Origin of the sequence: Lentzea sp. NPDC060358 (assembly GCF_042725365.1) — a bacterium.
Lineage (GTDB): Bacteria > Actinomycetota > Actinomycetes > Mycobacteriales > Pseudonocardiaceae > Lentzea.
This window is the reverse complement of record NZ_JBHXCW010000020.1, coordinates 17,117-43,112: the sequence shown is the minus strand read 5'-3', so window position 1 is coordinate 43,112 and position 25,996 is coordinate 17,117. Positions and strand designations below refer to the sequence as shown.

Annotated in this window: 24 protein-coding genes; 15 read left to right on the top strand and 9 right to left on the bottom strand. The window is 70.9% G+C overall.

Annotation, left to right across the window (positions count from 1 at the left end; genetic code table 11):
• The first annotated feature begins 2 nt into the window (after positions 1 to 2).
• Genes ACFWGZ_RS06870 through ACFWGZ_RS06850 form a run of 5 tightly spaced genes read left to right on the top strand, consistent with a single transcriptional unit; the run spans position 3 to position 4,608 of the window.
• Complete coding sequence (locus ACFWGZ_RS06870) at positions 3 to 350, top strand: hypothetical protein (protein ID WP_382450517.1); 348 nt, start codon at positions 3 to 5, stop codon at positions 348 to 350.
• A gap of 10 nt (positions 351 to 360) precedes the next feature.
• A complete protein-coding gene (locus tag ACFWGZ_RS06865; RefSeq protein WP_382450516.1) occupies positions 361 to 1,089 on the top strand; it encodes a class I SAM-dependent methyltransferase in 729 nt (242 codons plus the stop codon).
• Entirely contained in the window at positions 1,086 to 2,552 is a 1,467-nt protein-coding gene (locus tag ACFWGZ_RS06860; RefSeq protein ID WP_382450515.1) for a 1,4-alpha-glucan branching protein domain-containing protein, read from the top strand. Before ACFWGZ_RS06865 ends, ACFWGZ_RS06860 begins: the two co-directional genes overlap by 4 nt.
• Positions 2,553 to 2,556: 4 nt before the next feature.
• Positions 2,557 to 3,804 carry a glycosyltransferase family 4 protein gene (locus ACFWGZ_RS06855; protein WP_382450514.1) on the top strand — a complete coding sequence of 416 codons (1,248 nt, stop codon included), beginning with the start codon at positions 2,557 to 2,559 and terminating at the stop codon, positions 3,802 to 3,804.
• A gap of 48 nt (positions 3,805 to 3,852) precedes the next feature.
• On the top strand, positions 3,853 to 4,608 hold the full coding sequence (locus tag ACFWGZ_RS06850; RefSeq protein WP_382450513.1) for an SGNH/GDSL hydrolase family protein: 756 nt from the start codon (positions 3,853 to 3,855) through the stop codon (positions 4,606 to 4,608).
• On the opposite strand, the gene ACFWGZ_RS06845 is transcribed toward ACFWGZ_RS06850, so the two are convergent.
• The gene (locus ACFWGZ_RS06845) at positions 4,571 to 5,332 is read right to left on the bottom strand and encodes an acyltransferase (RefSeq protein ID WP_382450512.1); all 762 of its coding nucleotides are present in this window, start codon (positions 5,330 to 5,332) and stop codon (positions 4,571 to 4,573) included. The genes ACFWGZ_RS06850 and ACFWGZ_RS06845 overlap by 38 nt on opposite strands.
• Positions 5,333 to 5,717: 385 nt before the next feature.
• Here ACFWGZ_RS06845 and ACFWGZ_RS06840 point away from each other — a divergent pair, with 385 nt between their 5' ends.
• From ACFWGZ_RS06840 to ACFWGZ_RS06820, 5 genes are all read left to right on the top strand, one after another.
• Positions 5,718 to 5,984 carry a DUF1778 domain-containing protein gene (locus ACFWGZ_RS06840; protein WP_382450511.1) on the top strand — a complete coding sequence of 89 codons (267 nt, stop codon included), beginning with the start codon at positions 5,718 to 5,720 and terminating at the stop codon, positions 5,982 to 5,984.
• Complete coding sequence (locus tag ACFWGZ_RS06835) at positions 5,984 to 6,484, top strand: GNAT family N-acetyltransferase (RefSeq protein ID WP_382450536.1); 501 nt, start codon at positions 5,984 to 5,986, stop codon at positions 6,482 to 6,484. Before ACFWGZ_RS06840 ends, ACFWGZ_RS06835 begins: the two co-directional genes overlap by 1 nt.
• A gap of 129 nt (positions 6,485 to 6,613) precedes the next feature.
• The gene (locus ACFWGZ_RS06830; RefSeq protein WP_382450510.1) at positions 6,614 to 7,468 is read left to right on the top strand and encodes a nucleoside hydrolase; all 855 of its coding nucleotides are present in this window, start codon (positions 6,614 to 6,616) and stop codon (positions 7,466 to 7,468) included.
• A 58-nt stretch (positions 7,469 to 7,526) separates the two neighbouring features.
• The gene (locus ACFWGZ_RS06825) at positions 7,527 to 10,784 is read left to right on the top strand and encodes a GH92 family glycosyl hydrolase (protein ID WP_382450509.1); all 3,258 of its coding nucleotides are present in this window, start codon (positions 7,527 to 7,529) and stop codon (positions 10,782 to 10,784) included.
• A gap of 91 nt (positions 10,785 to 10,875) precedes the next feature.
• Positions 10,876 to 11,601, top strand: coding sequence for a nucleotidyltransferase domain-containing protein (locus ACFWGZ_RS06820; protein ID WP_382450508.1), 726 nt, complete (start codon positions 10,876 to 10,878; stop codon positions 11,599 to 11,601).
• Between the two features lie 597 nt (positions 11,602 to 12,198).
• On the opposite strand, the gene ACFWGZ_RS06815 is transcribed toward ACFWGZ_RS06820, so the two are convergent.
• Positions 12,199 to 12,597, bottom strand: coding sequence for a DUF4267 domain-containing protein (locus tag ACFWGZ_RS06815; RefSeq protein ID WP_382450507.1), 399 nt, complete (start codon positions 12,595 to 12,597; stop codon positions 12,199 to 12,201).
• 91 nt (positions 12,598 to 12,688) lie between these two features.
• On the opposite strand from ACFWGZ_RS06815, the gene ACFWGZ_RS06810 reads away from it, so the two are divergent.
• Positions 12,689 to 13,276: a TetR/AcrR family transcriptional regulator gene (locus ACFWGZ_RS06810; protein ID WP_382450506.1), complete on the top strand. Its 588-nt coding sequence runs from the start codon at positions 12,689 to 12,691 to the stop codon at positions 13,274 to 13,276.
• Here the strand turns inward: ACFWGZ_RS06810 and ACFWGZ_RS06805 are convergent.
• The 4 genes from ACFWGZ_RS06805 to ACFWGZ_RS06790 are packed head-to-tail and all read right to left on the bottom strand — an operon-like array spanning position 13,235 to position 17,006.
• Entirely contained in the window at positions 13,235 to 14,395 is a 1,161-nt protein-coding gene (locus ACFWGZ_RS06805; protein ID WP_382450505.1) for a class I SAM-dependent methyltransferase, read from the bottom strand. The two genes, ACFWGZ_RS06810 and ACFWGZ_RS06805, sit on opposite strands and share 42 nt — an antisense overlap.
• Position 14,396: 1 nt before the next feature.
• On the bottom strand, positions 14,397 to 15,353 hold the full coding sequence (locus ACFWGZ_RS06800) for a class I SAM-dependent methyltransferase (RefSeq protein ID WP_382450504.1): 957 nt from the start codon (positions 15,351 to 15,353) through the stop codon (positions 14,397 to 14,399).
• A complete protein-coding gene (locus ACFWGZ_RS06795; RefSeq protein WP_382450503.1) occupies positions 15,343 to 16,122 on the bottom strand; it encodes an enoyl-CoA hydratase/isomerase family protein in 780 nt (259 codons plus the stop codon). The genes ACFWGZ_RS06800 and ACFWGZ_RS06795 overlap by 11 nt, the downstream gene beginning before the upstream one ends.
• A 56-nt stretch (positions 16,123 to 16,178) precedes the next feature.
• The gene (locus ACFWGZ_RS06790; RefSeq protein ID WP_382450502.1) at positions 16,179 to 17,006 is read right to left on the bottom strand and encodes an ABC transporter ATP-binding protein; all 828 of its coding nucleotides are present in this window, start codon (positions 17,004 to 17,006) and stop codon (positions 16,179 to 16,181) included.
• Positions 17,007 to 17,110: 104 nt separating this feature from the next.
• Here ACFWGZ_RS06790 and glgX point away from each other — a divergent pair, with 104 nt between their 5' ends.
• From glgX to ACFWGZ_RS06770, 4 genes are all read left to right on the top strand, one after another.
• Positions 17,111 to 19,225, top strand: coding sequence for a glycogen debranching protein GlgX (gene glgX, locus ACFWGZ_RS06785; RefSeq protein WP_382450501.1), 2,115 nt, complete (start codon positions 17,111 to 17,113; stop codon positions 19,223 to 19,225).
• A gap of 204 nt (positions 19,226 to 19,429) precedes the next feature.
• Positions 19,430 to 20,017: a cysteine dioxygenase gene (locus ACFWGZ_RS06780; protein WP_382450500.1), complete on the top strand. Its 588-nt coding sequence runs from the start codon at positions 19,430 to 19,432 to the stop codon at positions 20,015 to 20,017.
• The gene (locus ACFWGZ_RS06775) at positions 20,014 to 20,403 is read left to right on the top strand and encodes a rhodanese-like domain-containing protein (RefSeq protein ID WP_382450499.1); all 390 of its coding nucleotides are present in this window, start codon (positions 20,014 to 20,016) and stop codon (positions 20,401 to 20,403) included. The genes ACFWGZ_RS06780 and ACFWGZ_RS06775 overlap by 4 nt, the downstream gene beginning before the upstream one ends.
• A gap of 337 nt (positions 20,404 to 20,740) precedes the next feature.
• Positions 20,741 to 21,862 (top strand): hypothetical protein, encoded by a 1,122-nt coding sequence (locus tag ACFWGZ_RS06770; RefSeq protein ID WP_382450498.1) that lies wholly within the window; start codon positions 20,741 to 20,743, stop codon positions 21,860 to 21,862.
• A gap of 11 nt (positions 21,863 to 21,873) precedes the next feature.
• On the opposite strand, the gene ACFWGZ_RS06765 is transcribed toward ACFWGZ_RS06770, so the two are convergent.
• From ACFWGZ_RS06765 to glgP, 3 genes are all read right to left on the bottom strand, one after another.
• Complete coding sequence (locus tag ACFWGZ_RS06765) at positions 21,874 to 22,197, bottom strand: hypothetical protein (protein WP_382450497.1); 324 nt, start codon at positions 22,195 to 22,197, stop codon at positions 21,874 to 21,876.
• A 241-nt stretch (positions 22,198 to 22,438) separates the two neighbouring features.
• Complete coding sequence (locus ACFWGZ_RS06760; protein ID WP_382450496.1) at positions 22,439 to 23,032, bottom strand: hypothetical protein; 594 nt, start codon at positions 23,030 to 23,032, stop codon at positions 22,439 to 22,441.
• Positions 23,033 to 23,341: 309 nt separating this feature from the next.
• Positions 23,342 to 25,927 (bottom strand): alpha-glucan family phosphorylase, encoded by a 2,586-nt coding sequence (gene glgP / locus ACFWGZ_RS06755; RefSeq protein WP_382450495.1) that lies wholly within the window; start codon positions 25,925 to 25,927, stop codon positions 23,342 to 23,344.
• Between the last annotated feature and the right edge of the window lie 69 nt (positions 25,928 to 25,996).

Below are 25,996 nucleotides of genomic sequence, written 5' to 3'. Positions count from 1 at the left end.
CCATGCCCGCCCGCACCCGCACGTCCGCACACCCGTCGACGCCCGTTCTCGTGGCGGCCTGGGCCGCCCCCGTCATGGTGGCCGGGGGTTTCGGCCTGCTCTCCGGGATCCCGATCGCCGCGGTGCTCGTCGCGAGCCTGCGCGACCGCCGCTCGAAGCACCTGCGCTGGTTCACCGGTGCGCTCACGCTCGCCTACGCCACCCCGTTGACGATGTGGCTCGCCGGACCGAGCGAGGCGCCCAGCCTGACGAAGTACATGGACACGCCGACGACCGCGGTGCTGACGGCGGCCGGTGTCGTCACCGCCGTTGCGCACCAGGTGGTTCGCCGTCGCTCTACTCACAAGTAACCTGGCGGGCGTGACCCTCCCCCTGACCGGCGAACGCACGGTGCCCGGTATCGCGGAAGAGAACTACTGGTTCCGGCGCCACGAAGCGGCCTACCTGCACCTGCTCGGCCGCTGCGCCGATGCCGTGGTGCTGGAGGCCGGCTGCGGCGAGGGCTACGGCGCCCAGCTGATCCGCACGGTCGCGCGGAGAGTCGTCGCACTGGACTACGACGAGCTGACGTCCCGGCACGTCGCCCGCGCGTACCCGGAGCTCGACGTCCTGCGCGGCAACCTCGCGGCGTTGCCGCTGCGCGACGGCAGCGTCGACGTGGTGGCGAACCTGCAGGTCATCGAGCACCTGTGGGACCAGGAGGGGTTCCTCGCCGAGTGCCGGCGCGTGCTGCGTCCCGGCGGGACGCTCATCGTGACGACGCCGAACAGGCTCACGTTCTCGCCGGGGCAGGACACGCCGCTGAACCCGTTCCACACCAGGGAGCTCGCACCGTCCGAACTGGACGAGATGCTGCGGGGGGCTGGTTTCCGCGTTGACGAACTGACGGGGCTGCGGCACGGGCCGAGACTTGACACGCTCCTCAACGGACAGATCATCGACGCACAGGTCGAAGTCGCCCTGTCCGGTGCGCCGTGGCCCGCCGAGCTGAAGGAGGCGGTGGAGTCGGTGACGGTGCGGGACTTCGACATCACGTCCGACGACATGGACACGTGCCTGGACCTGGTGGCCGTGGCGGTGCGCGGGTGAGCACACCGAAGCCCTCGGAGGGCACGTTCTGCCTGGTCCTGCACAGCCACCTGCCCTGGCTCGCGCACCACGGCACGTGGCCGGTCGGCGAGGAGTGGCTCTACCAGGCGTGGGCGCACTCGTACCTGCCCGTCGTGGACATGCTGCGCCGCTTCGCCGACGAGGGCCGCTCCGACGTCCTCACGCTCGGCATCACGCCGGTGCTCGCCGCGCAGCTCGACGACCCGTACTCGCTACGAGGTGCGCACGACTGGCTGGGCAACTGGCACCTGCGCGCGCAGTACGCGGGCGAACGCCTGCCGGAGCTCTCGGCGTACGAGCACCGCGCGTCGTCCTGGGCGCTGGAGCAGTTCGAAACCCACTGGCGGCACGGCTTCTCGCCGGTCCTGAGGTCCCTTGTGGACTCCTCGACGATCGAACTGCTCGGCGGTCCGGCGACGCACCCGTTCCAGCCGCTGCTGGACCCGCGCGTGCGGTCGTTCGCACTGCGGACCGGCCTCGAGGACACCGCGCTGCGCATCGGCCGCGCCCCGGAGGGGATCTGGGCACCGGAGTGCGGTTACTCGCCCGGCATGGAGGCCGGCTACGCGGCGGCGGGCGTGCGGCGGTTCATGGTCGACGGGCCCGCGCTGCACGGCGACACCTCGGCCGCGCACCCCGTGGGATCGTCGGACGTGCTGGCTTTCGGCCGCGATCTCGAGGTCTCGTACCGCGTCTGGTCGCCGAAGGTCGGCTATCCGGGTGATTCGGCCTATCGAGATTTTCACACTTTCGATCATCCGACGGGACTGAAGCCGTCGCGGGTGACGGGCAAGAACGTCGCGCCGCAGGACAAGCGGCCGTACGACCCTTCGCTTGCGCGGGAAGCACTCTCGCGCCACGTCGAGGACTTCGTGGACACGGTCGTGCGCCGGTTGCGCGCGATCGACGGCGGACTGGTCGTGGCCGCGTACGACACCGAGCTGTACGGGCACTGGTGGCACGAGGGTCCGTCGTGGCTCGAAGCCGTGCTGCGCGCGCTGCCGGAAGCGGGTGTCCGCGTCACGACGTTGCGCGGCGCGGTCGAGGCCGGGCACGTGGGCGCGCCGGTCGAGCTGCCCGCGTCGTCGTGGGGCAGCGGCAAGGACTGGCGCGTCTGGGACGGCGCGCAGGTGGCCGACATCGTGTCGCTGAACTCCTCGGTGCAGCAGGAGCTCCTGGGCCTCGACTTCTCGTCGGACGTGCGGGACCCGGTGCTGGACCAGGCGGTGCGCGAGGCGCTGCTGGCGTTGTCGAGCGACTGGGCCTTCATGGTCACCAAGGACTCGGCCGCCGACTACGCCCGGTACCGCGCGAAGATTCACAGCGACCGCTTCAGCGAGCTCGCGGCGCTGGCGCGCGGCGGTCGTGGACGGGCGAGGGCGGCGGAGCTCCGCGCGGCGGACGGCCCGTTCGGGCACCTGGACGCGCGAGGAATGGGGTAACGGGATGCGCGTGCTGATGTTGTCGTGGGAGTACCCGCCGGTGGTGGTCGGCGGGCTGGGCAGGCACGTCCACGCGCTCGCGACACAGCTGGCCGCGCAGGGGCACGAGGTCGTCGTGCTCTGTCGGCAGCCGTCCGGCACGGACGCGGTCACGCACCCGACGACCGACGTGGTGAGCGAGGGCGTGCGGCTGGTCCGCGTCGCCGAGGACCCCGCGCACTTCGTGTTCGAGAAGGACCTGCTGGCGTGGACGCTCGCGATGGGCCACGCGATGACGCGCGCAGGACTGGCTCTCGGTGCGTGGCGCCCGGACGTCGTGCACGCGCACGACTGGCTGGTGGCGCACCCGGCCGTGGCGCTGGCGGAGGCCTTCGGCGTGCCGCTGGTGGCGACGGTCCACGCGACCGAGGCGGGCCGGCACTCCGGCTGGCTGTCGCACCCGCTGAACCAGCAGGTGCACTCGGTGGAGTGGTGGCTCGCGAACCGCGCCGACGCGCTGATCACCTGCTCGTCGGCGATGCGGGGCGAGGTGGCGCACCTGTTCGACGTGGACACCGACCTGGTTTCGGTGCTGCACAACGGGATCGAGCCCGGCGGCTGGAAGGTGCGCCCCAAGGACGTCGGCGCGGCGAAGCGCGCGTACTCGCCGCACGGCGACCCGTTGCTGCTGTTCTTCGGCCGCATCGAGTGGGAGAAGGGCATCCAGGACCTGATCGCCGCCCTCCCCCGGATCCGCCGGGCGCACCGCGGCACGCGCGTCGTCGTGGCGGGCGGCGGCTCGCAGACGGAGTGGTTGCGGGAACAGGCGCGCAAGCACCGCGTGCTGCGCGCGGTCGAGTTCGTCGGGCACCTCTCCGACCGCGCGCTGGCGGCGTTGCTGACGGCGGCCGACGCGGTCGTGCTGCCCTCGCGCTACGAACCGTTCGGCATCGTGGCCTTGGAGGCCGCGGCCGCCGGGACCCCGCTGGTCGCCTCGACCGCGGGCGGGCTCGGCGAGGTCGTGCTGGACGGCGTGACGGGCCTGTCGTTCGCCCCCGGTGACGTGGACGGGTTGGCGCGGGCCGTGCGCGACGTGCTGTCGGACCCCGCGTCGGCCGCCGCCCGCGCCCGTGCCGCGAAAGCGCGCCTGGCCACGGACTTCAACTGGGCGACGATCGCCGAGGACACGGCGTCCGTCTACGCGGCCGCTCGCGTGCGGGAGCCGGGCGTCCTCGGCCGGCCCAAGATCGCGACCGGGAACCTGTTCACCTAGCTCGGCTACAGTCGCCGGTCCCGTGAACACGAGGTGACCGAGGACTGAATGACGTACCAACGTTTCGTGGCGCTCGGCGACAGCTGCACCGAGGGCCTGGACGACCTGCTGCCCGACGGCCGCTACCGCGGCTGGGCCGACCGGGTCGCGTCCGTGCTGGACGCGCCCGGCTTCCGCTACGCCAACCTCGGCGTGCGCGGCCGGCGCCTGGACCAGATGCTGGTGGAACAGGTGCCGTCCGCCGCGGCGCTGGAACCGGACCTGGTGGCGGTGTTCGGCGGCGGCAACGACGTGATGTCGGGCGCCTCCGCCGCGGAGATCTCCGCTCGCGCCGATGCCCTGGTGCGCGCCGTGACGTCGTTCGCGCCCACCGTCGCCGTGTTCACGTTGAGCGATGTCTCGCACCGCATGCCGTTCGGGTGGCGAGTGCGCCCGCGGATCCAGGCCCTGAACTCGGCGATGCGTGCCGCGGCGGACCGGCACGGCGCGGTGCTGGTGGACGTCGAAGCCGACGCGTGCGTGCACGACTCGCGCTACTTCGGGCCGGACCGCCTGCACCTGTCGTCGCTGGGGCACCGCCGGCTGGCGGGACACCTGCTGTCGGCGCTGGACGTCCCGTTCGACCCGGCGTGGCTCGCGCCGCTGGACGGGACCGCCGCGCCGTCGTCGCTGCGGGACCACTGGCGGTGGCTGCGCGAGCAGGTGCTGCCGGTCGCCTGCACGCGGGCGCGCAACAAGCTCATCGGCCGGCAACCGGGCGACGGCTTCACGCCGAAGCGTCCGACGCTTCTTCCGCTCGCTTAGCCAGTGCCTCCTTGGCCTTGCGGGCCATGTCCGCGATGTCCGCCCGCCGCTGCGCGTCCGCCTCGTAGTCGGCCCGCCGGTCCCGCACCACGCGGGCCGGCATGCCGACGGCGATCTTGAAGTCCGGCACGTCCCCGCGCACGACGGCGTGCGCCCCGAGCACGCACCCGCGCCCGACGCGCGTGCCGCGCAGCACCGTCACCTTGGTGCCGAGCCAGCAGTCCGGCCCGATCCGCACCGGCGACTTCACGATGCCCTGGTCCTTGATGGGCAGCGTGATGTCCTCGGTCTTGTGGTCGAAGTCGCAGATGTAGACCCAGTCGGCCACCAGCGACGACGCGCCGATCTCGATGTCGAGGTAGCAGTTGACCGTGTTGTCCTTGCCGAACACGACCTTGTCGCCGATGCGCAACGACCCCTCGTGGCACCGGATGGCGTTGCCGTCGCCGATGTGCACCCAGCGCCCGATCTCGAGGCGCCCGTAGCCGGGACGGGCCATGACGTCGACGCGCTTGCCGAAGAACACCATGCCGCGCAGCACGACGTGGGGGTTGAGCAGCCGGAACTTGAGCAGCCGCCAGTAGCGGACCAGATACCACGGCGTGTAGGCGCGGTGGCGCAGGACCCAGCGCAGGGAGGCCAGGGTGAGAAAGCGCGCCTGCATCGGGTCGCGGCGCGACCTGGCCCAGCGCGTCCACACCGGCGCGCCCCACATCGAAGTCATGACCGAAGACTCTAGCTTTCGGCTTGTGGCGCGATCGACAGACCTTGTCCTGACCTGCTGGTTTCCTCTTCGCTGCATCTGGTCGGTTTTGGACCTCTGACGGCCAGGAACTCAAGCGGCTCACCCACTTCACGGCCGCCGCCTCAAGCTCGTAAAGGGGCAGCGAGCGCTGTCCAGCAGGGCTTTCTGGTTGCGGGTCCTCAAGATCGGCACGCCTGCGGTCGGAATGCAACGAGGCGCCTTCCGCTCCGGTTCGCCAACATCCAAAACCGCTGGTCAAGATGCTTGGGCTAGTCTCTTCCGTACAAACGCCGTACACTCGGGGGACACAGTGTCATTGTCGACGACTGCGCCACAGTTGCCGACTGGAGGTGAACCCGCATTGTTGATCAAGGAAGCCCGTCTGGAGGTCAGGCTAGATCAGAAAGCCAAGGCTCGCGTTGAGCGAGCTGCGGAGCTGAGCAAGCAGTCAACCAGTTCGTTCGTCGTGGAAGCCGCTACCGAAGCGGCAGACAAAGTCCTTGCCCGCGCTGACGTGACGATCATGCCCGCCGAGCAGTTCGATGAGCTCATGGCTGCGCTCGACACGGCGGACGAGGCGCCCAACCTGGCCAAACTCAACTCGGGTTATCGGGGGTATGTGCGCAAGTGATGAACTGGGCCTCTTCTGCACTGGACGGGCAGCACGAACTCTCTGAGTTCGACTGCGGCGTTCCAGCGCTGGACGAGTGGCTCAGGAATCATGCCGTTGATGCCGGAAAGCGCGGCACAGCAAGGACCTACGTCTGGACACAGGTCGGGAGTGATCGCGTCTACGCCTACTACGCGATCACTCCCCACCAGGTCGCCAGGGAAGGCGTCTCATCCTCCCTTGCGGGTGGGTTGAGCACGCCAATACCGGGCTACTTGCTGGCCAAGCTCGCTCTCGACCGAGAGCACCAGGGCCAAGGGCATGGCGCCGAGCTACTGCACGATGCACTGACGCGGATCGTCGAGGCCGCGAATGTGGCATCAGGTCGACTCATTGTCGTCGATGCGATCAACGACAATGCGGCGGCTTTCTACCGAAAGCATGACTTCAAACCAATCGCCGGGAATCATCGCCGATTGGTGATCAAGGTGGAAACTGTTCGACGCGCTTTCGATCTGTGAAGATCTGCGCGTAGGACTGGATCTTCATGGCGGCTCCAGGCGGGGCCGCTTTGATCCAAGTGAAACTTGGCGTCGGGCGAACGAACCACCACCAGGACATGCGCGGCGCGGTCGGGCAGGCTGGGGCGCATGGCGACTCCCCTCATCATCGACACCGACCCCGGCGTCGACGACGCGTTCGCGATCGCGCTCGCCGCGCGCAGCCCCGAGGTCGAGCTCAAGGGCCTGACCACGGTGTTCGGCAACGTCGGGCTCGACCTCACCACCGCCAACGCGTTGCGGCTGCTCGCCCACCTCGGGCGCACCGACGTGCCCGTGGTCCGGGGCAGCGCCGGCACGGGTGGCGCGGCGGACGTGCACGGCGAGGACGGGCTCGGCGGGCAGGCGCTCACGTTGCCGGAGAACCCGCGGCCGATCGCCGGGGACGACACCACGCGGTTCTTCGCCGACACGATCACGCCCGACACCGTCGTCGCCGCGATCGGGCCGCTCACCAACATCGCCAGGGCGATCGAGGCCGGTGTCGAGTTCCCGCGGCTCGTCGTCATGGGCGGCGGGCTCGGGATCGGCAACATGACGCTGCGGGCCGAGTTCAACTTCTGGGCCGACGCCAAGGCCGCCCAGACGGTGATCCGCCGTGCCAGGCCGATCATCGTGCCGCTCAACCTCACCCAGAGGTGCGTCGCCGACACCGAGTTCCTCTCGCGGGTCGACCCGGTGCTCAGCGGTCTCACCGGCACCTACCGGGCCTACCTCGCCGGGCACCGCGAGCAGAACCACTCCCGGCAGGACGAGGGCATCCTCGTCCACGACGCCGTCGCGGTGGCCGAGGCGATCGTGCCCGGCACGCTGCAGCTCGCCGTCCACGGGCTCGACATCGACGACGAGGGCGCGCTCGTCGAGGGAAAGCACCAGGTAGAGGTCGCGGAGGAGACCGATTGGCCCGCGCTGAGGTCGTTCATGGAGCAGCGCTTGTCCGGTTGACGACAAAACGGCTTCACACTCTGGGGTTGGGCGGGCACGGTAAGTAGGGTCCGCGACCATGCAGCGAAGAGTCCTCACGACAGCTGCGGTGGCGGTGGCCATGACGTTCGGAGTGGTCCCTGCCTCCGCTCAGCCCCAGGTTCAGGTGGTGCCGGATCCGGCGGCACACGTGAACCCGTTCATCGGCACGACCAACCTCGGGAACACCTTCCCCGGCGCGGTCGTGCCGTTCGGCATGTTCTCCTTCAGCCCGGAGGCCTCGCGCGGCAACACCCTGCGCGCCGCGGCTCCCGGCGGGTACCGGTACGACGCCACGAAGATCCGCGGCTTCAGCCTCACCCACATGTCCGGGACGGGGTGCGCGGGCGGCAGCGGTGACATCCCGATCTTCCCGCACGTCGGGACCGTCACCACGTCGCCGACCACGGACGCGACCGACGCCGTCTACGCGAGCGAGTTCGCGCACGCCGACGAGGTGGCCAAGCCCGGCCGCTACGACGTGACGCTCAAGTCGGGCGCGAAGGCCGAGCTGACCGCCACCGAACGCACCGGTGCCGCTCGGTTCAGCTTCCCCGCCGACAAGCCCGCGACGGTGCTCGTCAACACCTCCAAGTCGCAGGTCGGCTCCAGCGACGCGCAGACCGTGGTCGACAAGGACAAGCGGACGATCACCGGCAGCGTCACGTCCGGCAACTTCTGCGGCTACATCAACCAGGTCGGCCGCCGCAGCTACTACACGCTGCACTTCGTCGCGGAGTTCGACCAGCCGTTCACCGAGGTCGGCACGTACCAGGACAACGTTGTCACGCCCGGTGGCACCAGCGCTCAGGGCGGCACGACGTACGGCACGAACGGCTGGCCGGTGCTGGGCAAGGGCTCCGGCGCCTACCTGGGCTTCGCGCCCGGCAGCCAGGTCGGCGTCAAGGTCGGCATCTCGTACGTGAGCCTGGACAACGCCAAGCAGAACCTCAAGGCCGAGAACAAGGGCCAGTCCATCGAGGACATGCGCGACAACGCCTACATCGCGTGGCAGAAACAGCTCAAGCGCATCGAGGTCGGCGGCGGCACCGACGACGAGCGGACGAAGTTCTACACCGCGCTGTACCACTCGCTGTTGCACCCCAACCTCTTCAGCGACGTCAACGGCGAGTACGCCGGCTTCGACGGCAAGGTGCACAAGATCGACAAGAGTCGGCAGAAGGCCCAGTACGGCACGTTCTCCGGCTGGGACATCTACCGCTCGCAGCTGCAGCTCCTCACGCTGCTGGAGCCGCAGATCGGCTCGGACATCGCGCAGTCGCTGCTCAACCAGGCCAACCAGAACAACGGGGTCTGGGACCGCTGGACGCACGCCGCCGGCGGCACGCACGTCATGAACGGCGACCCGGCACCGATCGCGCTTGCCGCGATCTCCGCGTTCGGCGGCGACAGGTACGACCTCAAGTCCTCGCTCAAGTCGTTGGTGAAGGCCGCGACCGTGCCCACGCCGCTCGACCTGAGCAAGGACGGCTGGGCGGTCATGTCGGTCGGCCAGCGGCCGTCGCTCGACAAGTACCTGCAGAACAAGTACATGCCGGCCGTGTCGAACGCGTGGGGCGGCGCGGCGGAGACCCTGGAGATCTCCGCGGCGGACTTCGCGATCAGCCAGCTCGCCGGGCGCACGGGCGACAAGAAGGTCGCCAAGACCTTCGCCGAGCGCGCGCAGTGGTGGCAGAACAACTTCGACCCGGTCGCGGACAGCACCGGCGGCTACATCCGCAACCGCAACGCCGACGGCACGTGGGTCAAGGACTTCACGCCCGACACCGGCAACGGGTTCGTCGAGGGCAGCAGCGCCCAGTACACCTGGATGGTGCCGCACAACGTCGCCGGGCTCGTGGAGTCGCTGGGTGGCAGGGACCGCGCCACCAAGCGCCTCGACGACTTCTTCCACAACGCCGACGGCAGCTGGGCCCTGACGGGCAAGGGCGGGGCGAAGTCCGAGCTGGACAACGAGCCGTCGGTGAACGCCCCGTGGCTCTACAACTACACGGGCAAGCCCGCCAAGACGCAGGAGACGTTGCGGGAGACCATCACCACGCTGTGGAAGAACGCCCCCGGCGGCATCCCCGGCAACGACGACCTCGGCGCGATGTCGTCGTGGTTCGTCTTCACGTCGATGGGCATCTACCCGCAGGTCCCGTCGCGCGCGGAGCTCGTGCTGAGCAGCCCGCTGTTCACCTCGGTGAAGATCAACCGCGGCGGCGGCAAGGACATCACGATCACCGCCCCGCAGGCGAACACGGCGACGAAGTACGTGCAGTCGCTGAAGGTCGACGGCCGCGCGTCGTCGAAGACCTGGCTGCCCGAGTCGTTCGTCGAACGCGGCGGCAAGCTCGACTTCGTGCTCGGCAAGGCGCCCTCGTCCTGGGGCACGGGCGCGACCGACGCGCCCCCGTCGTTCCGCGAAGGCGAGCAGCCGATCAGGCACGACCAGCCGTACTTCCTGACCGTCGAACCGCGCCAGCTCGTCGTCGAACCGGGCAAGTCCGTGACGGCGAAGGTGAACGCGGTCAAGCTCTACGACGGCGACCCGTTGGCGACGTACACGATCACCGGCTCGGACGCGCTGGAGTTCACGCCGGTGAGCGGCAGCGTGCCGGGTGAGTTCACGGTCTCGGCGGACGCCTCGACCCCGCAGGGCTTCTACGACATCACCGTCACGGTGACCGTCGAGGGCGCCGCGAAGCCGGTAGCCCTGCCGCAGACGGTGAAGGTCGCGCCGGCGGGCAGCATGCTCGCCGCGGTGAACAACGTCGGCGCCTCCGCCGACGCCACCGGTGAGGGCGACTTCGACGGCGGCGGCTACAGCTACTCGCGCGAGGCGCTGGCCGCGGCCGGCCTCCCGCCGGGCGGCACGGGCACCGTCGACGGCCTGACGTTCACCTGGCCGTCGTCGCCTCCCGGCCGCGCCGACAACGCGACCGCGCAGAAGCAGACGCTGACCCTCTCGGGCACCCGCCTGGCCTTCCTCGGCTCGGCGGCGAACGGCGCCCGCACCAAGCCGGCCACGGTGACGTTCACCGACGGCACCACGGCGTCGGTGGACATCGGGTTCAGCGACTGGACGCTGGGCGGCGGCGGGGCGGCGCCGAGCTACGGCAACGTGATCGTCGCGAACACGCCGTACCGCAACCAGCTCGGCGGCGGCAACGAGAAGGTGGCCACGCACATCTTCGCCACGAAGACGTACGCGGCGCCGGAGGGCAAGACGCTGGCGTCCGTCGTGCTGCCGGAGGACGGCGACATGCACATCTTCGCGGTGGCGCTGGGCTAGTCCGTTCCTGCACGACGGAAGTGGCTCCTGTCCGCACGTGACAGGAGCCACTTTCGTCGGCTCTTCGAGCAGCGGCCAATAAAGTGGGGCGGTGTTCTCGGTTTCCGAACGCGAGCAACTGCACCGCGACCTCGTCAACGCCGCCGAGATCGACCCGCGCGTGGTCGGGGCGGCGGTGACCGGTTCGGCTGCCCTCGGCGAGGAAGACCGCTGGTCCGACATCGACTTCGCGCTCTCGGTCGACCGCGACCTGGACGCCGTGATCACCGACTGGACCGCGTTGATGTACGCGTGCGACGCCGTGGGGCACGTCGACGTGCGGCGCGGTTCGGTGCTCTTCCGGGTGTTCCTGCTGCGCTCGTCGTTGCAGGTGGACGTCGCGTTCTGGCCCTCCACCGAGTTCGGCGCGACCGGGCCGGCGTTCCGGCTGCTCTTCGGCGAGGCCAACCCGCTGCCGCGGTCCGCGCAGCCCGATCGCGCCGAACTGGTCGGGCTCGCGTGGCTGTACGGGCTGCACGCGCGGTCGTCGATCGCGCGGGGCCTGGTGTGGCAGGCCGTCTACATGGTCAACGGGATGCGCGACCACGTGATGTCGTTGCGCTGCCTCGCCGAGGGCGTCAACGCGGTGCAGGGACGCGGGCTGGACGACCTCGCCGACGCCTCCGAGTTCGCCGGGACGCTCGTGCTGTCCCCGCAGCCCGACGAGGTGAGCCGGGCGTTCCACGTGCTGACCGGGCTGCTGCTGCGCGAGATCACGGACTCGGGGCTGGCGCAGGCGGTGCGGGCGCTGTCGCCCGGGGTGGCCGCGCCCCGCTGAGCCGGGCGGGGTGTGCCGGGCGGGGTGTGCCGGGCGGGGTGGGGCAGGACGAGCGAGGCGGGGCTGGTCGAGCCGGGCCGGGCGGGAGCAAGCAGGGCGGGGACAAGCACGGCGGGGCGCGCGGGGCAGCGCGAGCGCGGGGCGGGAGCGAGCCGAGTCGGGCGGGAGCGAGCCGGGCGGGGCTGGCCGGGCGGGGCTGGCGGCTGGCCGGGCGGGGCTGGCCGAGCCGGGCGGGGGCGAGCCAGGCGGGGCGAGCAGGGCAGGGCGGACGGGGCAGGGCGAGCGCGAGCCGAGTCGGGCGGGAGCGGGCCGGGCGGGAAGCGCGCAGGGCCAGGCGAGCAGAGCGGGAGCGAGCCGAGCCGGGCTACAGAAAGCCGGGTGGGGGTGAGCGAGGCGGGGTAAGCGAGGCGGGGTAAGCGGGTTCTCGGAACCAGCCGCGGCGGAAAGCCGCCCGGCTCAGCCTCCACCACCGAGGAGCGCGGAGGCCGCAGGCCTTGGCGTCTCGCTCACCCGCGCCCACTGAGCCGCCGCGCCCGCTGAGCCGCCCGCCCACCAAGCCGCCCACTCAACGAGCCGCCCGCCCACCGAGCCGCTCGCTCACGCGGCCGGGACGGGCTCGGCCTGCACCGCCCGCGCGGGCGCCTTCTCCCGCAGCAGCAGCCACGCCGTGAACAGCACCAGCACCGCCGCCGAGCCGTGCACCATGAGCGCGTAGCCCACCGTGCCGCCGTGGGTGATCACGGCCATGCAGTCGCCGATCGGGATGATCGCGTCGGCCAGGACCACCCAGCCCAGTGCCCGCCGCTGTTTCATCAGCAGCAGGATCAGCGCGGTCAGGCCGTAGGCGATGTCGCGCACGCCCTTCACGACGTAGTAGCCGTCCGGGTCGACGATGCCGAAGCCCGCCGCCGCCCAGTTGCCGGCCAGCAGGTAGCTCAGGCCGAAGTAGAAGCCCGCCAGCACGACGAGCGAGGCCATGACCGTGGTGAACCGCATTGCTTCCTCCGAACAAATCTAGCGTTGCTAGCTACTGGAGCGACGCTAACAGAAGCTGTGCTCGGATGTCTAGCGGTGCTAGATTCGGGTGGTGAGCATCCAGAACCGGCGTGAGCGCGAGCGGGCCGAACGCCATCAGCTGATCATCGACGCCGCTCGGGAGCTGGCCGAGGAGGAGGGCTGGGACGCGGTCACCACGCGCCGGCTCGCCGACAAGGTCGAGTACAGCCAGCCGGTGCTCTACAGCCACTTCAAGGGCAAGGACGCGATCGTGCGCGCGGTGGCGATCCAGGGCGCCGGTGAGCTGGCGCGGCAGCTGCGCCAGGCGCGACCGGCCCGAGGCGGGTCACGGCTGCGGGCCGCGGCCGAGGCGTACCTCGCGTTCGCACGGGAGCGTCCGGCGCTCTACGACGCGATGTTCGTGCTGCGGGTCGACATCCCGTTCGGCACCGACGACATCCCCCAGGAGCTGCGCGACGCGTTCGGCGAGCTCGTCGCGGCGGTCGACCCCGTCAAGGGCGATCGGGACCTGGAGACGCTGACCGAGCTGTTCTGGAGCACGCTGCACGGGATCGCGACGCTGACGCACGGCAAGCGGCTGCGGCCCGATCACCACGAGGCCCGGCTCGACCTGGCGCTAGGTGCGCTCAGCCTGGCACAGCAGGAAGAACGGCTTTGAGCCGACGCGGGTCAGCACGACGGTGGCCTCGGCGGGACCGGAGAGCTTGAGGCGCTTGCGCAACGGGTTCGGGTCGACGTCGAGGCCGCGCACCAGGATCTCCAGCCGGCCGACTCCGCGGGTCTTCAGCAACGACTTGAGGGACTTCTCGGTGTAGTGCCCGTGTTCGAGCACGCGGAACGCGCGGATGCCGGGCGGCGGCACGGACCCGCTCAGGTACGCGATGCGCTCGTCGAGCTGCCACAGGCCGTGCCGGGCCGCGTAGTGGCGCACCAGGCCCGCGCGCACGACGGCGCCGTCCGGGTCGATGATCCACTCCCCCGGCGCGGCGACGGGGCAGTCGTCGGGTTCGGCGTCGGTGAGAGTCCAGGACGAGGAGCCGTGCAGGACCGAGGCGCGGCGGGACACCCCCGGCGTGGCGAGGCCGCGCGTCCACAGGCAGGCCTCGCGGACGGCGCCGTCCAGCGACACGACCTCGATCTCGTCGGCCCACGGCGCGACGGCGAAGTCGATGCCGGGAGCGCACTTCACCGCGAGGTCGACGCCCGCGTAGACCTCCGCGAGCTCGTCCAGCGGTGGCACGAAGTCCGACGGGTTCCACTTGCGGCGGCCGGAGGAGTCGCGGCGAGCCGGGTCCGCGGTGACGGCCGAGGCGCGCGAGACCGGCCGCAGCGCGTCGGCCCGCACGACCGCCTGACCCGGGACGTTGTGGCGCGCCATGGCGAGCCGCACCGGGTCGAGGTCCGAGCCCAGGCACCGGGAGGCGACCGACGCCAGCGCGGAGAGGTCCGCGCCGATCGAGCACGTCACGTCGTGGACGTCACGACCGGCGAACCGCGCCGCGCGGTGCCGGGCGACGGCGGACGCGGTGGCCTGCTGCAGAGCGTCGTCGGTGAAGAGCCAGGAAGCGGCACCGTCCAGTTTGGACGAAGCGCGGCGGCGCAGCAGCACGGTTTCCACGACCGGGGCGAACGACTCCCCCAGCAGTTTGCGGGCGACGCCCACGTCGTGCAGCCGCGAGGCGTCGGTGAAGGGCAACGCGTCCACCTCGGCCAGCGCGGCGGCTCCGGCGTCACCGCGCAGGAACGCCACGTCGGACGAGGTGAACGCGTAGCCCAACTCAGGAAGACTTCCTGCCGGTGATCGACACGTTGTAGAAGACCTCGCGCGGCAGGACCTTCGACAGCACGTTCTGGTCGACCCACGAGAGGTTCTGCCAGGTGCGGTAGGCGAACATCGCCCAGCCGAAGCCCAGCTTCTCGCGCGGCACGGCGGCCTCGAACGTGCGCACCGGCCAGCCGAACAACGCGGCGGACAGCTCGTCGGTCACCGCGTGGACGCCGACGGCACCGGCGCGGCGGGCCGTCGCCTCCAGCTGGTCCGGGTCGAACGTGTGCAGGTCGACCACGGCTTCCAGGGCGGCCGCGCGCGAGGACTCGTCGAGCTCCTCCTGCGGACGGCGCCACGAGCCCAGCACCGGCACGGCCTTGGTGACGTTGGTGGTCAGCCACCACGTGGCCTGGCCGAGCTTGCGGGCGTAGAAGTTGCCGATGTTCGTCGGGTCGCCGGCGAACACGAACTTGCCGCCCGGCTTCAGCACGCGCAGCACCTCGCGCATCGCGTCCTCGACGTTCGGGATGTGGTGCAGCACCGCGTGGCCGACGACGAGGTCGAACGTGTCGTCGTCGTACGGGATGCGCTCGGCGTCGGCGACCCGGCCGTCGACGTCCAGCCCGAGGTTCTGGGCGTTGCGCAGCGCCACCTCGACCATGCCGGGCGAGAGGTCGGTGACCGAGCCCTTCTCGACGACGCCGCCCTGCATCAGGTTCAGCAGGAAGAAACCCGTGCCGCAGCCCAGTTCCAGCGCGTGCTCGTACGGGCCCACGTCACCGGCGGCGGCGCGGAAGCGGTCCGTCGCGTAGGTGATGCAGCGCTCGTCGTACGAGATCGACCACTTCTCGTCGTACGTGCCCGCTTCCCAGTCGTGGTAGAGCACCTGCGCGAGCTTGGTGTCCTTGTAGGCCGCCTCGACCTGCTCGGCCGACGCGTGCGGGTTGGGTGCCGGATCAGTTGCCACTGAACTTCGCCTTTCCGGGCCCGTTCTCGATGAACGACTCCACGCCCGCCTTCTTGTCCTCGGTCGCGAACAGGGCCGCGAAGAGGTGGCTCTCGAGCTTCAGGCCCGACTCGAGGTCGGTGTCGAGGCCGCCGTCGACGGCGGCCTTGGTCGCCGCCAGGGCGAGCACCGGTCCGTTGACGAACTGCTTCGCCCAGCGCACCGCGGCCGCGTACACGTCGTCGGGTGCGACGACCTCGTCGACCATGCCGATCTCCAGCGCCTCCTGGGCGCCGACGAACCGGCCGGTGTAGAGCAGGTCCTTGGTCTTCGCCGGGCCGATCAACCGGGCGAGGCGCTGCGTGCCGCCACCGCCGGGGATCAGGCCGAGCAGGATCTCGGGCTGGCCGACCTTGGCGTTGTCGCCCGTGATGCGGCGGTCGCAGCCGAGCGCGACCTCGAAGCCGCCGCCCAGCGCGTAGCCGGTGATGGCCGCGACCGTCGGCTTCGGGATGGTCGACAGCGCGCCGAGGGCGTCCGACAGCCCCTTGGCCCGCAGCGTCATCTCGGCGTGGGAGATCTGCGCGAACTCCTTGACGTCGGCGCCGGCCGCGAAGACCTTCTCGCCGCCGTAGACGATCACCGCGTAGACGTCGGAACGCTCCGAGGCCTCCTTGGCGGCGGCCTGCAGCTCGGTCTGCACCTGCCGGTTCAGGGCGTTCATCGGCGGCCGCTCCAGGCGGATCGTGCCGATCCCGTCCTCGACCTCGAGCCTCACGAACTCAGCCAAAACCAGCCTCCATCAGTCGTCGCGACAGCGGTGTCACGTTACCCGGCGGTAGCTTTTCAGACCTTGCGGCGGGCGAAGAAGCGGTCTCCCGCCTTCTGCAGCTCCAGGTCCTGCCCGAACGTCTTGGAGAGGTTCTCCTCGGTGAGGGTGTCCTCCAGCAGGCCCTGCGCCACGACCGAGCCCTCGCGCAGCAGCAGCGCGTGCGTGAAGCCCGGCGGGATCTCCTCGACGTGGTGCGTGACCAGCACCATCGCGGGCGCGTCCGGGTCCATCGCGAGCTCGGACAGCTTCGCCACGAGGTCCTCGCGGCCGCCCAGGTCCAGACCCGCGGCGGGCTCGTCGAGCAGCAGCATCTCCGGGTCGGTCATCAGCGCGCGGGCGATCAGGGTGCGCTTGCGCTCGCCCTCGCTCAGCGTGCCGTAGAGGCGGTCGGCCAGGTGCTCGATGCCGAGCGTGCCGAGCAGCTCGCGGGCGCGGTCGGTGTCCTGCTTGCCGTAGTCCTCGCGCCAGCGGCCGAGCACCGCGTAGCCGGCCGAGACGACCAGGTCGACGACCTTCTCGTCGGCGGGCACGCGGCCGTTGAGGGCCGCCGAGCACAGGCCGATGCGGGGCTTGAGCTCCTGCACGTCGGTCTTGCCCAGGCGTTCGCCCAGGAGGTGGACCTTGCCCTTCGTGGGGTGCAGTTCGGCGCTGGAGAGCCGCAGCAGCGTGGTCTTGCCCGCCCCGTTCGGGCCGAGGACCACCCAGCGCTCGTCCAGCTCCACGCTCCAGTCGATGTTTCCGACCAGCGTGTTCTTCCCTCGACGGACCGATACGCCCGCCATGTGCACGACCAGATCTGTCACGTCGACGTCCGCCACGGCTCCATTGTTCCGAACGACCATCGGCGGGTCCTCCATCGGGGTGTCCGACACGACTGGCCGGGGCACTGCGCCGCCTGTGTGAACACTCGAGTTCTCCGTCGGGGTCAGATGCCAAGATCGGGGGCATGGCTACTCGTCCGGAGTCCGAGGTGCTGGCAGGCCGTCCGTTCCCGCTGGGGGCGCACGCCGAGGCCGGCGGTGTCCGCTTCGCGGTGACGTCCCACGTCGCCGACGCGGTCGAGGTGTGCCTGATCGGCGAGGACGGGTCCGAGAAACGGGTCGAGCTGACCGAGCGGACGTTCGGCGTCTGGCACGGGCTCGTGCCCGGCGTCACCCCCGGCCAGAGGTACGGCTACCGCGTGCACGGCCCGTACGACGCGGGCCGGGGGCTGCGCTGCAACCCGGCGAAGCTGTTGGTCGACCCGTATGCGCGGCAGATCACCGGCCGGATCACCGACCTGGAGGCCTCCCTCGGGTACGTGGGCGACCCGATGCACGGGCCGCCGTCGGCGGTCGACTCGCTGGGATCGGTGCCGCTGTCCGTGGTGAGCTCGCCGGGCGGCGCCGCCACCGGCGTGAAGCCCGAGGTGCCGTTCGAAGAGGCCGTCATCTACGAGATGCACGTCAAGGGCTTCACGAAGAACCACCCCGGCATCCCCGAGCGGCTGCGCGGCACCTACCTCGGGCTCGCGCACCCGGCGGCGGTCGAGCACCTGGTGCGGCTGGGCGTGACGACGGTCGAGCTGCTGCCGGTGCAGGCGTTCCAGGACGAGCCGTCGCTGATCAGCAGGGGTGCGGTCAACTACTGGGGCTACTCGCCGCTCGCCTACTGCGCGCCGCACCCCGGCTACGCGAGCGAGCCGGGCAACGAGGTGCAGGAGTTCCGCACGATGGTGGCCGCGCTGCACGCGGCGGGCATCGAGGTGCTGATCGACGTCGTCTACAACCACACCTGCGAGGGCGGGCCGGACGGGCCGACGCTGAGCTTCCGCGGGTTCGACGCGCCGGGCTACTACCTGCACGCGGGTGGCGGCAGCACGGTCGACATCACCGGCTGCGGCAACACCCTCGACGCCGGGTCGCCCCAGGTCGTGAGGCTCGTCACCGACTCGCTGCGGTACTGGGCGGACGAGATGGGCGTCGACGGGTTCCGGTTCGACCTCGCCTCCACGATGGGCAGGCCGGGCGGCGGGTTCTTCGACCGCGACTCGGCGCTGCTCACGGCCATCACGACCGACCCGGTGCTGTGCCGGGCGAAGCTGATCGCCGAGCCGTGGGACGCGACGGGCGACGGCTACCGCGTCGGCGACTTCGGCGTGCAGTGGGCGGAGTGGAACGGCCGCTACCGCGACACGGTCCGCGACTTCTGGCGCGGCCACACCTCCGTGCGCGACCTCGCCTACCGGTTGTCCGGCTCGTCCGACCTGTACGCGGACGACCTGCGCCGGCCGTGGCAGTCGATCAACTTCATCACCGCGCACGACGGCTTCACGCTGCGGGACATGGTGTCCTACAACGACAAGCACAACGAGGAGAACGGCGAGCAGAACCGCGACGGCACGAACGACAACCGTTCGTGGAACTGCGGCGCCGAGGGCGAGACGGACGACCCGGAGATCCTGGCGCTGCGCACGAAGCAGGCGCGCAACCAGCTCGCCACGCTGCTGCTGTCCACCGGCACCCCGATGATGGTGGCGGGCGACGAGATGTGGCGCACCCAGGGCGGCAACAACAACGCCTACTGCCTCGACAACGCGGTGTCGTGGGTCGACTGGACGGAGACCGAGGCGGGCAAGGCGCTGCTCGGCTTCACCCAGCGGCTGATCGACCTGCGCGCGTCGTCTCCCGCGCTGCGGCAGCCCGAGTTCTTCGAAGGCCGCACGACGCCCAGCGGCAACCCGGACCTGGTGTGGTTCCGGCCGGACGGCCACGAGATGGCCGAGACCGACTGGTTCGACGAGAGCCGCCGCACGCTCGGCATGTTCGTCGACGGCTCCAACTGCCTCTCGCGCACCCGCGGCGGCGAGCTGGTGTCGGACGACTCGTGGCTGCTGCTGATGCACGCGGGCGCGGAGGCGGTCACCGTGACGCTGCCGCCCGAGCGGTACGGGCCGTCGTTCGAGCCGTTCCTCGACACGACGACGGCGGACGGCTCGCCGCCGGACCCCGGTTCGCTGGCACCGCGGGCGGAGGTGGAGGTCCAGGCGCGCTCGCTGCTGCTGCTCCGCGTGCCGCGCTGATCACCTGGTGGACGCTCTAGCCGCGTTCCGAGGTCCTCTGGCACCATCACGGCGTGCTGGTCTACTCCTGGACTGACCGCGCGATCGACCTCGTGCTCGTGGCGTCGTGCGGGTGTAGCTCGACGCGACGCATGCGCTGACCTGGCGTTCCGCGTCGCGTCTTGATCGCTGCCCCGTACCGACGTGGCCTCCAGGAGCGAGCCGGTGACCTCGACGTTTGCCGAACAAGACCAATTCGACCTGCACCCGGCGCTGGACGGCCGGCTGCTGCGGGACGTGATCCACCCGTCCCGATCCCTGTGGACCCCGCGCGAGCTGCGCGACCTCACCTCGTTCGTGGCGAGCGAGCTCACGACCGGGCTGTTGTCCGTCCTCGACTACACGCCCGAACGCCGCTGGTGGGCGCGCCTCGGCCTGACCGAGGGCGTGGAGCTGTGGCTGCTGTCGTGGCTGCCCGGCCAGGGCACCGAGCCGCACGACCACGGCGGCTCCGCCGGGTCGTTCACCGTGCTGACCGGCAGCCTGCGCGAGGACTACCGCTACCCGGCGGGCCCGATCCGCACCGCCGTGCGCGAGACCGGCGACGCGCTCGGCTTCGGCTCGGGCCGCGCGCACCAGGTGCGCAACACCTCCGGCGCCCCGGCCGCCACCGTCCACGCGTACTCGCCGCCCCTGGTGCCGACCCGCGAGTACGCGTCGCTGCACGACATCCCCGACTCGATCCCGCCGCTGCCCGCGCAGCGCCTGCCCCTGTCCGCGCTGCGGCAGCTGGCCGACCAGGAGGGCCCGTGAGCAAGGTCGACGCGATTCTCGAGGAAGCCCGGTCGCACCTGACGCGCCTGGAACCGCACGAGCTGCACGCGCGGGAGGACGCGCTGGTCGTCGACATCCGGCCCGCGCACAACCGGCTGGCCGACGGCGAGATCGAGAACTCGGTGGTGGTGGAGCGGATCGTGCTGGAGTGGCGCCTCGACCCGGCGGGCGACTGGCGGCTGCCGGGGTTCACCGCGGACACGACGGTCGTCGTGGTGTGCAACGAGGGCTGGGCGTCGTCGCTGGCGGCGCGGGACCTGCAGCGGATCGGGCTGGCGAACGCCACCGACCTGGTGGGCGGGTTCCGGGGGTGGCGGGCGGCGGGGCTGCCGGTGGTGGCGGGCGGGTCGCAGCCGGTGGTGTGACGGGTGGCGGCCTGACGGCGGGTCGCCAGCGGCGGTCCCGGCGCGGGCGGCGCGCGGGCCGGGAGCGGATGAGCTGCGGGACGACGGCGCGAGTGGCGGGACGACGGCGTCAGGTCGACGACCATTGAGCGCGGTGGGCCCGCGATGTGTGGGCGGCGGGCAGGCACGGCGGCAGTGCCGCATGGCGCGGCAGGCGGGGCACGGGCAGGCGCGGCGGGCCGTAGGCAGGCGGTGGCCGACCTCGGCTCGTGCTCCCGCGCGGCCCGTCTCAGCCGGTGCCCGCCCGTTCGCCCATCTCGCCGTGGAACCGCTCCCGCACAGGTAGCGTCTGGAGACCGTGACAGTTGTGCGCTGGACCGTGACGGCCCTGGTGGTGGCCGGCACGATCGCCTGGACCCTCTCCGACTTCCTCCTCGGCCTGACCGGCGCGTTCGTCGGGCTGCTGCTCTCGCTGACCGCCCCGCAGGCGGGGCTCGCGCTCGGTGCGGTCCTGTTCGGACTGCGGATCACCCACGTGATCATCGGGGTCGGCGGCGAGCTGAAGTCGTGGACCTGGACGCACCGGCGGGTCGTGCTGCGCCAGATCCCCGTGCTCGCCACGATCGGCATCACCGGGCTGAAGCCCGGGGTGCGGCGGCGGACCGTCCTCACCGGAGCGTTCGCGATCCTCTTCTGCGCCGTGGTCGTGGCACTGACGTGGCTCGCCGTCGGCTCGGCGTTCGACAAGGGGCTCGCGCTGGCGGCGACGGCGTGCTTCCTCGTGCAGCTCTGGCCGGTCGAGCAGCCCGGCAACACGAGCCTCGGCTGGTTCGTCTTCCGGCTGCCGAAGCTGTCCGGGCGGCCGCTGGGCGAGCTCGAGGCGCGGCCGCGGGTGCTGGCCGGCATGGACGCCTACCACCGCGGCGACCTCGACGAGGCCGAGCGGATCCACGAGGAGCTGGCGCTCGACCACCCCGACCTGCTCACCGTGGTCGGGCTCAAGGTCGTCACGACGTGCGCGCGGGAGCGGTACCTCGAGGCGTTGCAGACCGTCATCGGGCTGAACGGGCGGCAGGACCTCGGCACGCGCGAGCTGGCGCTGGTCATGGCCACCACGGCCGGGGTCGCCGTGCAGGCGGTGGAGGCCGGGCAGTTCCCCGCCGAGGTGGGGCTCGAGACGGCGCGGAGCATGCTCGGCAACGCCTACGAGGCCGGGTACCCGAAGCACCGGGCCAACGGGACGCTGGCGGTCATGGCGCTGATCGAGGGTGACACCGCGAAGGCCCGGCAGCTCGCCGGGTACGCCGCCGAATCGAGCGAGACCGCGCTGGGCCGTGCCGACGACCTCATCACCATCGCGCGGGCGTGGATGGCGGACGGCGACAACGCGAAAGCCCGCGAGCTCGCGGCCGAACCTCACGAGCTCGCGGGCTGGAGTCCGCGGGTGGCGGCGACCCGCGCACGGTTGGAGATCAGCTGAGCGGAACCGGGTCAGCCGGGGAAGCCGGGGGTGTTGTTCCCGTTGCCACCGGTGTTGCCCGCGCCGACGTTGTTGCCGTCGCCGCCGTTGCTGTTCCCGTTACCGCCGTTGTTGTTGTTCCCGATGTTGTTGCCGTTGCCTCCGAGGTTGCCCGATCCGTTCACGTTGCCGTTGCCGGGGGTCCACGGGTTGTGCGACAACGCCGTGATGGAGATGGGGCCGATGAGCTGCGTGTCCAGCACGTCGCGGCTCTGGGCGGGAGCGGCGTGTGCGGTCGACGCGAACAGTCCCATGCCCACGACAGCGGCACCGAGGACGATTGCCTTCTTGATCATCTGCAGAATTCCGTTCTTAGAGCAGCAGCGGATCGAGCAATTGAAGATTAACCACAACTTCCGGCGGAAAACGAATCTGTCGCCCCATTGTGTGTTTAACCGAATTGCCAGGACTGCGGCAAACGGGTGACGGCGCAGCTCATGAGTCTATTCCGCTCGGATCGGAATACTACGCACCGCACACGGAGAAGGGCCCGTCACCGAGACCGGTGACGGGCCCTTCAGCACCCCTCGTCCTGGATCAGCCGGCCTTGATCGGCAGGCCGGGCAGACCCGGCAGGCCGGGCAGACCCGGAAGGCCGGGCAGACCGGGCAGGCCCGGCAGCGTCGGCAGGCCACCGGGAGGAACCGGCAGACCGCACTTGGTCAGCAGGTCGGTCACCGTCTTGAGCAGCGTGGTCAGCAGCGTCGTGAGTCGGCCGATGTCCGGCAGCCCGCCTCCGACCAGCGCCAGGACGGTTCCACCGAGACCCGCGATCGCCGAGATCAGGTTCAGCACGACCGGCAGGCACTTGTCGACCGGACCGGCGTACTCCGCGGACTTCACGGGCACCGGCAGGTTCGGCAGGCTCACCGGCGGCGTCGGCAGACAACCCGAACTCTGCATCGCCGTCACGAGTCCGAGCAGATCGCCGACCATCGGTGTCACCGCGCCGACGTTCGGCACGGGCAGCAGACTGCCGACGGTTTTCTTGAGCTTTCCGCTGAGGTCCTGCACGAGTCCGGCGCAGGCCGCCGGGAGTTGTGGTGCCGTTGGCGCCGCGCTGGCGGCCGGAACGGAGGACATGCTGAACACAGCTGCTACGAGCGAGAGTGCGGTAATCGTCTTCTTCACGGCTACCTTCTTCCTCAGCGCACGAATGCGCAATTCGCTGGAGCCGCACCGGAAATTCCCCTGTCGCATTCAGGTGCGGTTCATTCCACGGATCCGAGCGTAAGCCCGGACACGCATCACTACCAGCGGGAATTCGGAATTCACCCGCCCGAAAAATGCCTCATTCGTTTGAGGGAATACTTCCGGCGGTGACACGCCTGGACCAGGTCACGAGCAGTGAGCGGCGCAGGGGCAAGACGAACGCATCAGGGCATCCAGCCCGCCCTGCGAAGGCGAACCGGATGCCCTGAGTCAATGACGCGAGAGCGGTCAGCCGGCCAGCACGACCCTGCCGAGCTCCGCCGGGGAGGCCAGCAGGCCGTGCCTCGGGAGCACGCGCACGGTGTAGCCGAGCGCTCCCGCGTGCGGCAGCGGCACCTCGGCCTCGTAGTTGCCGTTGCCCGCGTAGTTCAGCGGCGCGGTCACGATGTCCCGCAGCTCGTCGGAGTCGTGCGACACCTTGCCGAGCACGACCTGGACGTCCACTTCGGACGGCTCCAGGCCCGCGAGCTCGACCCGCGCCCGCACGATGACCGGCGCGCCCAGCACGGGCACGGACGAGCCGCCGATCACCAGGTCGCTGTCGAGCACCCGCACCCGCGTCCACGACGCGCGCAGCCGGTGCCGGTACGAGGACAGCTCCTTGGCACCGTGGAAGCCCTCGCCCACGACGGTCTGCGCGGACGCGGCGGCCGGGGCGTAGTAGGTCTCCACGTACTCGCGGACCATGCGCGAGGCCTGCACGACCGGGCCGAGGGAGGCCAGGGTGTGCCGGACCATCGACATCCAGCGGGTCGGCACGCCGTCCTCGCCGCGGTCGTAGAACAGCGGCGCGACCTGCGAGCCGAGCAGCTCGTAGAGGGCGTTGGCCTCGAGGTCGTCGCGGCGGACCGGGTCGTTGACGCCGTCCGCGGTCGGGATGGCCCAGCCGTTCGAGCCGTCGTACAGCTCGTCCCACCACCCGTCCCGGATGGACAGGTTCAGGCCGCCGTTCAGGGCCGACTTCATGCCGGACGTGCCGCACGCCTCGAGGGGACGCATCGGGTTGTTCAGCCATACGTCGCAACCCCAGTACAGGTACCGGGCCATCGACATGTCGTAGTCGGGCAGGAACACGATCCGGTGGCGCACGCCCGCGTCGTCGGCGTAGCGCACGATCTGCTGGATCAGCGCCTTGCCGCCGTCGTCGGCCGGGTGCGACTTGCCCGCGACGACGAGCTGCACGGGCCGTTCGGGGTGCAGCAGCAGCGACCGCAGCCGCTCCGGGTCGCGCAGCATGAGCGTGAGGCGCTTGTACGTCGGCACGCGCCGCGCGAAGCCCACGGTCAGCACGTCCGGGTCGAACACCGAGTCGGTCCAGCCGAGCTCGAGCGCCGACGCGCCGCGCTGCAGCCACGACTCGCGCAGCCGCCGCCGGACCTCGGTGACCAGGCGGCCGCGCAACGTGCTGCGCAGCTCCCACAGACCGGCGTCGGTGACCGGCTCGAACGCGCCGATGCCGAGGCCGGCGCTCTCGTTGCCCGCTTCGGACTCCCCGAGCAGCTTGCCCATCTCGGCAGCCGCCCACGTCGGGCCGTGCACGCCGTTGGTGACCGAGCCGATCGGCACCTCGGTGGTGTCGAAGCTCGGCCAGAGGCCGCGGAACATGTCCCGGCTGACCTCACCGTGCAGTTTGGACACGCCGTTCGCGCGCTGGGCGAGCCGCAGGCCCATGTGGGCCATGTTGAACATGCCGGGGTTGTCCTCGGCGCCGAGCGCGAGGATGCGCTGGGTGTTCACGCCGGGGACGAGGTTCTCGGCACCGAAGTAGTGCTGGACCAGGTCGACCGGGAACCGGTCGATGCCGGCGGGCACCGGCGTGTGCGTGGTGAACACGGCGCCGGCGCGGGCGGCCGTGAGCGCCTGGTCGAAGTCGAGGCCGTCGTTGGTGATGTACTCGCGGATCCGCTCGAGGCCGAGGAAGCCCGCGTGGCCCTCGTTGGTGTGGAAGACCTCGGGCTGCGCGTGCCCGGTGAGCTCGCAGAACGTGCGGACGGCCCGGACGCCGCCGATGCCCGCGAGGATCTCCTGGCGGATGCGGTGGTTCTGGTCGCCGCCGTAGAGGCGGTCGGTGACGCCGCGCAGGTCGTCGTCGTTCTGCTCCACGTCGGAGTCGAGCAGCAGCAGCGGGATGCGCCCGACCTGCGCCTTCCAGATCTTGGCGCGCAGCATCCGGTCGCCCGGCATGGCCACGTGCACGAGCAGCGGGAGCCCGGACGGCTCGGTCAGCAGCTCGAGCGGCAGCCCGCGCGGGTCGAGGACCGGGTAGTGCTCGATCTGCCACCCGTCGAGCGACAGCGACTGCCGGAAGTAGCCGGACCGGTAGAGCAGGCCGACCGCGATCAGCGGGACGCCCAGGTCGGAGGCCGCCTTGAGGTGGTCGCCGGCGAGGATGCCGAGACCGCCCGAGTAGTTCGGCAGCGCCTCGTGCACGCCGAACTCCATCGAGAAGTAGGCGACGCTGGTGGGCAACGGCGTGTCGGGGGCCCCGTGCTCCCTGCGCCCGGCGATCTCGTCCTGGCGGCGTTGGTACCAGCGCGGACCGTCGACGTAGCGCTCCAGGTCACTCGCGAGCGCGTGGAGCTTGAGCAGGAACTGCTCGTCTCCCGCGAGTGACTCCAGTTTCCCCGCGTCGACGACGGAGAGCAGGCGCAGCGGATCGCCACCCACCTCGGACCAGACACGGGAGTCGATCGAGGCGAAGAGGTCCTGCGTGGGCGGATGCCACGTCCAGCGCAGGTTGGTGGCGAGCGTGCTCAGCGCGGACAAGGGCTCCGGCAGGCTGGCTCGGACGGTGAACCGGCGAAGTGCTCGCATGACGAGGCAACTTACCTGCCGCCCTCCGGGGGCTGACAACGTTCCCGGTCAGACCTGCAACGACTTGCA

Bases quoted from the DNA above. Each gene is read 5' to 3' on its own strand.
- ACFWGZ_RS06765 (WP_382450497.1), bottom strand. From the start codon at position 22,197: ATGATCAAGAAGGCAATCGTCCTCGGTGCCGCTGTCGTGGGCATGGGA.
- ACFWGZ_RS06855 (WP_382450514.1), top strand. From the start codon at position 2,557: ATGCGCGTGCTGATGTTGTCGTGGGAGTACCCGCCGGTGGTGGTCGGC.
- glgP (WP_382450495.1), bottom strand. From the start codon at position 25,927: ATGCGAGCACTTCGCCGGTTCACCGTCCGAGCCAGCCTGCCGGAGCCC.
- ACFWGZ_RS06845 (WP_382450512.1), bottom strand. From the start codon at position 5,332: ATGACTTCGATGTGGGGCGCGCCGGTGTGGACGCGCTGGGCCAGGTCG.
- ACFWGZ_RS06850 (WP_382450513.1), top strand. From the start codon at position 3,853: ATGACGTACCAACGTTTCGTGGCGCTCGGCGACAGCTGCACCGAGGGC.
- ACFWGZ_RS06790 (WP_382450502.1), bottom strand. From the start codon at position 17,006: ATGGTCGTTCGGAACAATGGAGCCGTGGCGGACGTCGACGTGACAGAT.
- ACFWGZ_RS06830 (WP_382450510.1), top strand. From the start codon at position 6,614: ATGGCGACTCCCCTCATCATCGACACCGACCCCGGCGTCGACGACGCG.
- ACFWGZ_RS06870 (WP_382450517.1), top strand. From the start codon at position 3: ATGCCCGCCCGCACCCGCACGTCCGCACACCCGTCGACGCCCGTTCTC.
- glgX (WP_382450501.1), top strand. From the start codon at position 17,111: ATGGCTACTCGTCCGGAGTCCGAGGTGCTGGCAGGCCGTCCGTTCCCG.
- ACFWGZ_RS06825 (WP_382450509.1), top strand. From the start codon at position 7,527: ATGCAGCGAAGAGTCCTCACGACAGCTGCGGTGGCGGTGGCCATGACG.
- ACFWGZ_RS06815 (WP_382450507.1), bottom strand. From the start codon at position 12,597: ATGCGGTTCACCACGGTCATGGCCTCGCTCGTCGTGCTGGCGGGCTTC.
- ACFWGZ_RS06835 (WP_382450536.1), top strand. From the start codon at position 5,984: ATGAACTGGGCCTCTTCTGCACTGGACGGGCAGCACGAACTCTCTGAG.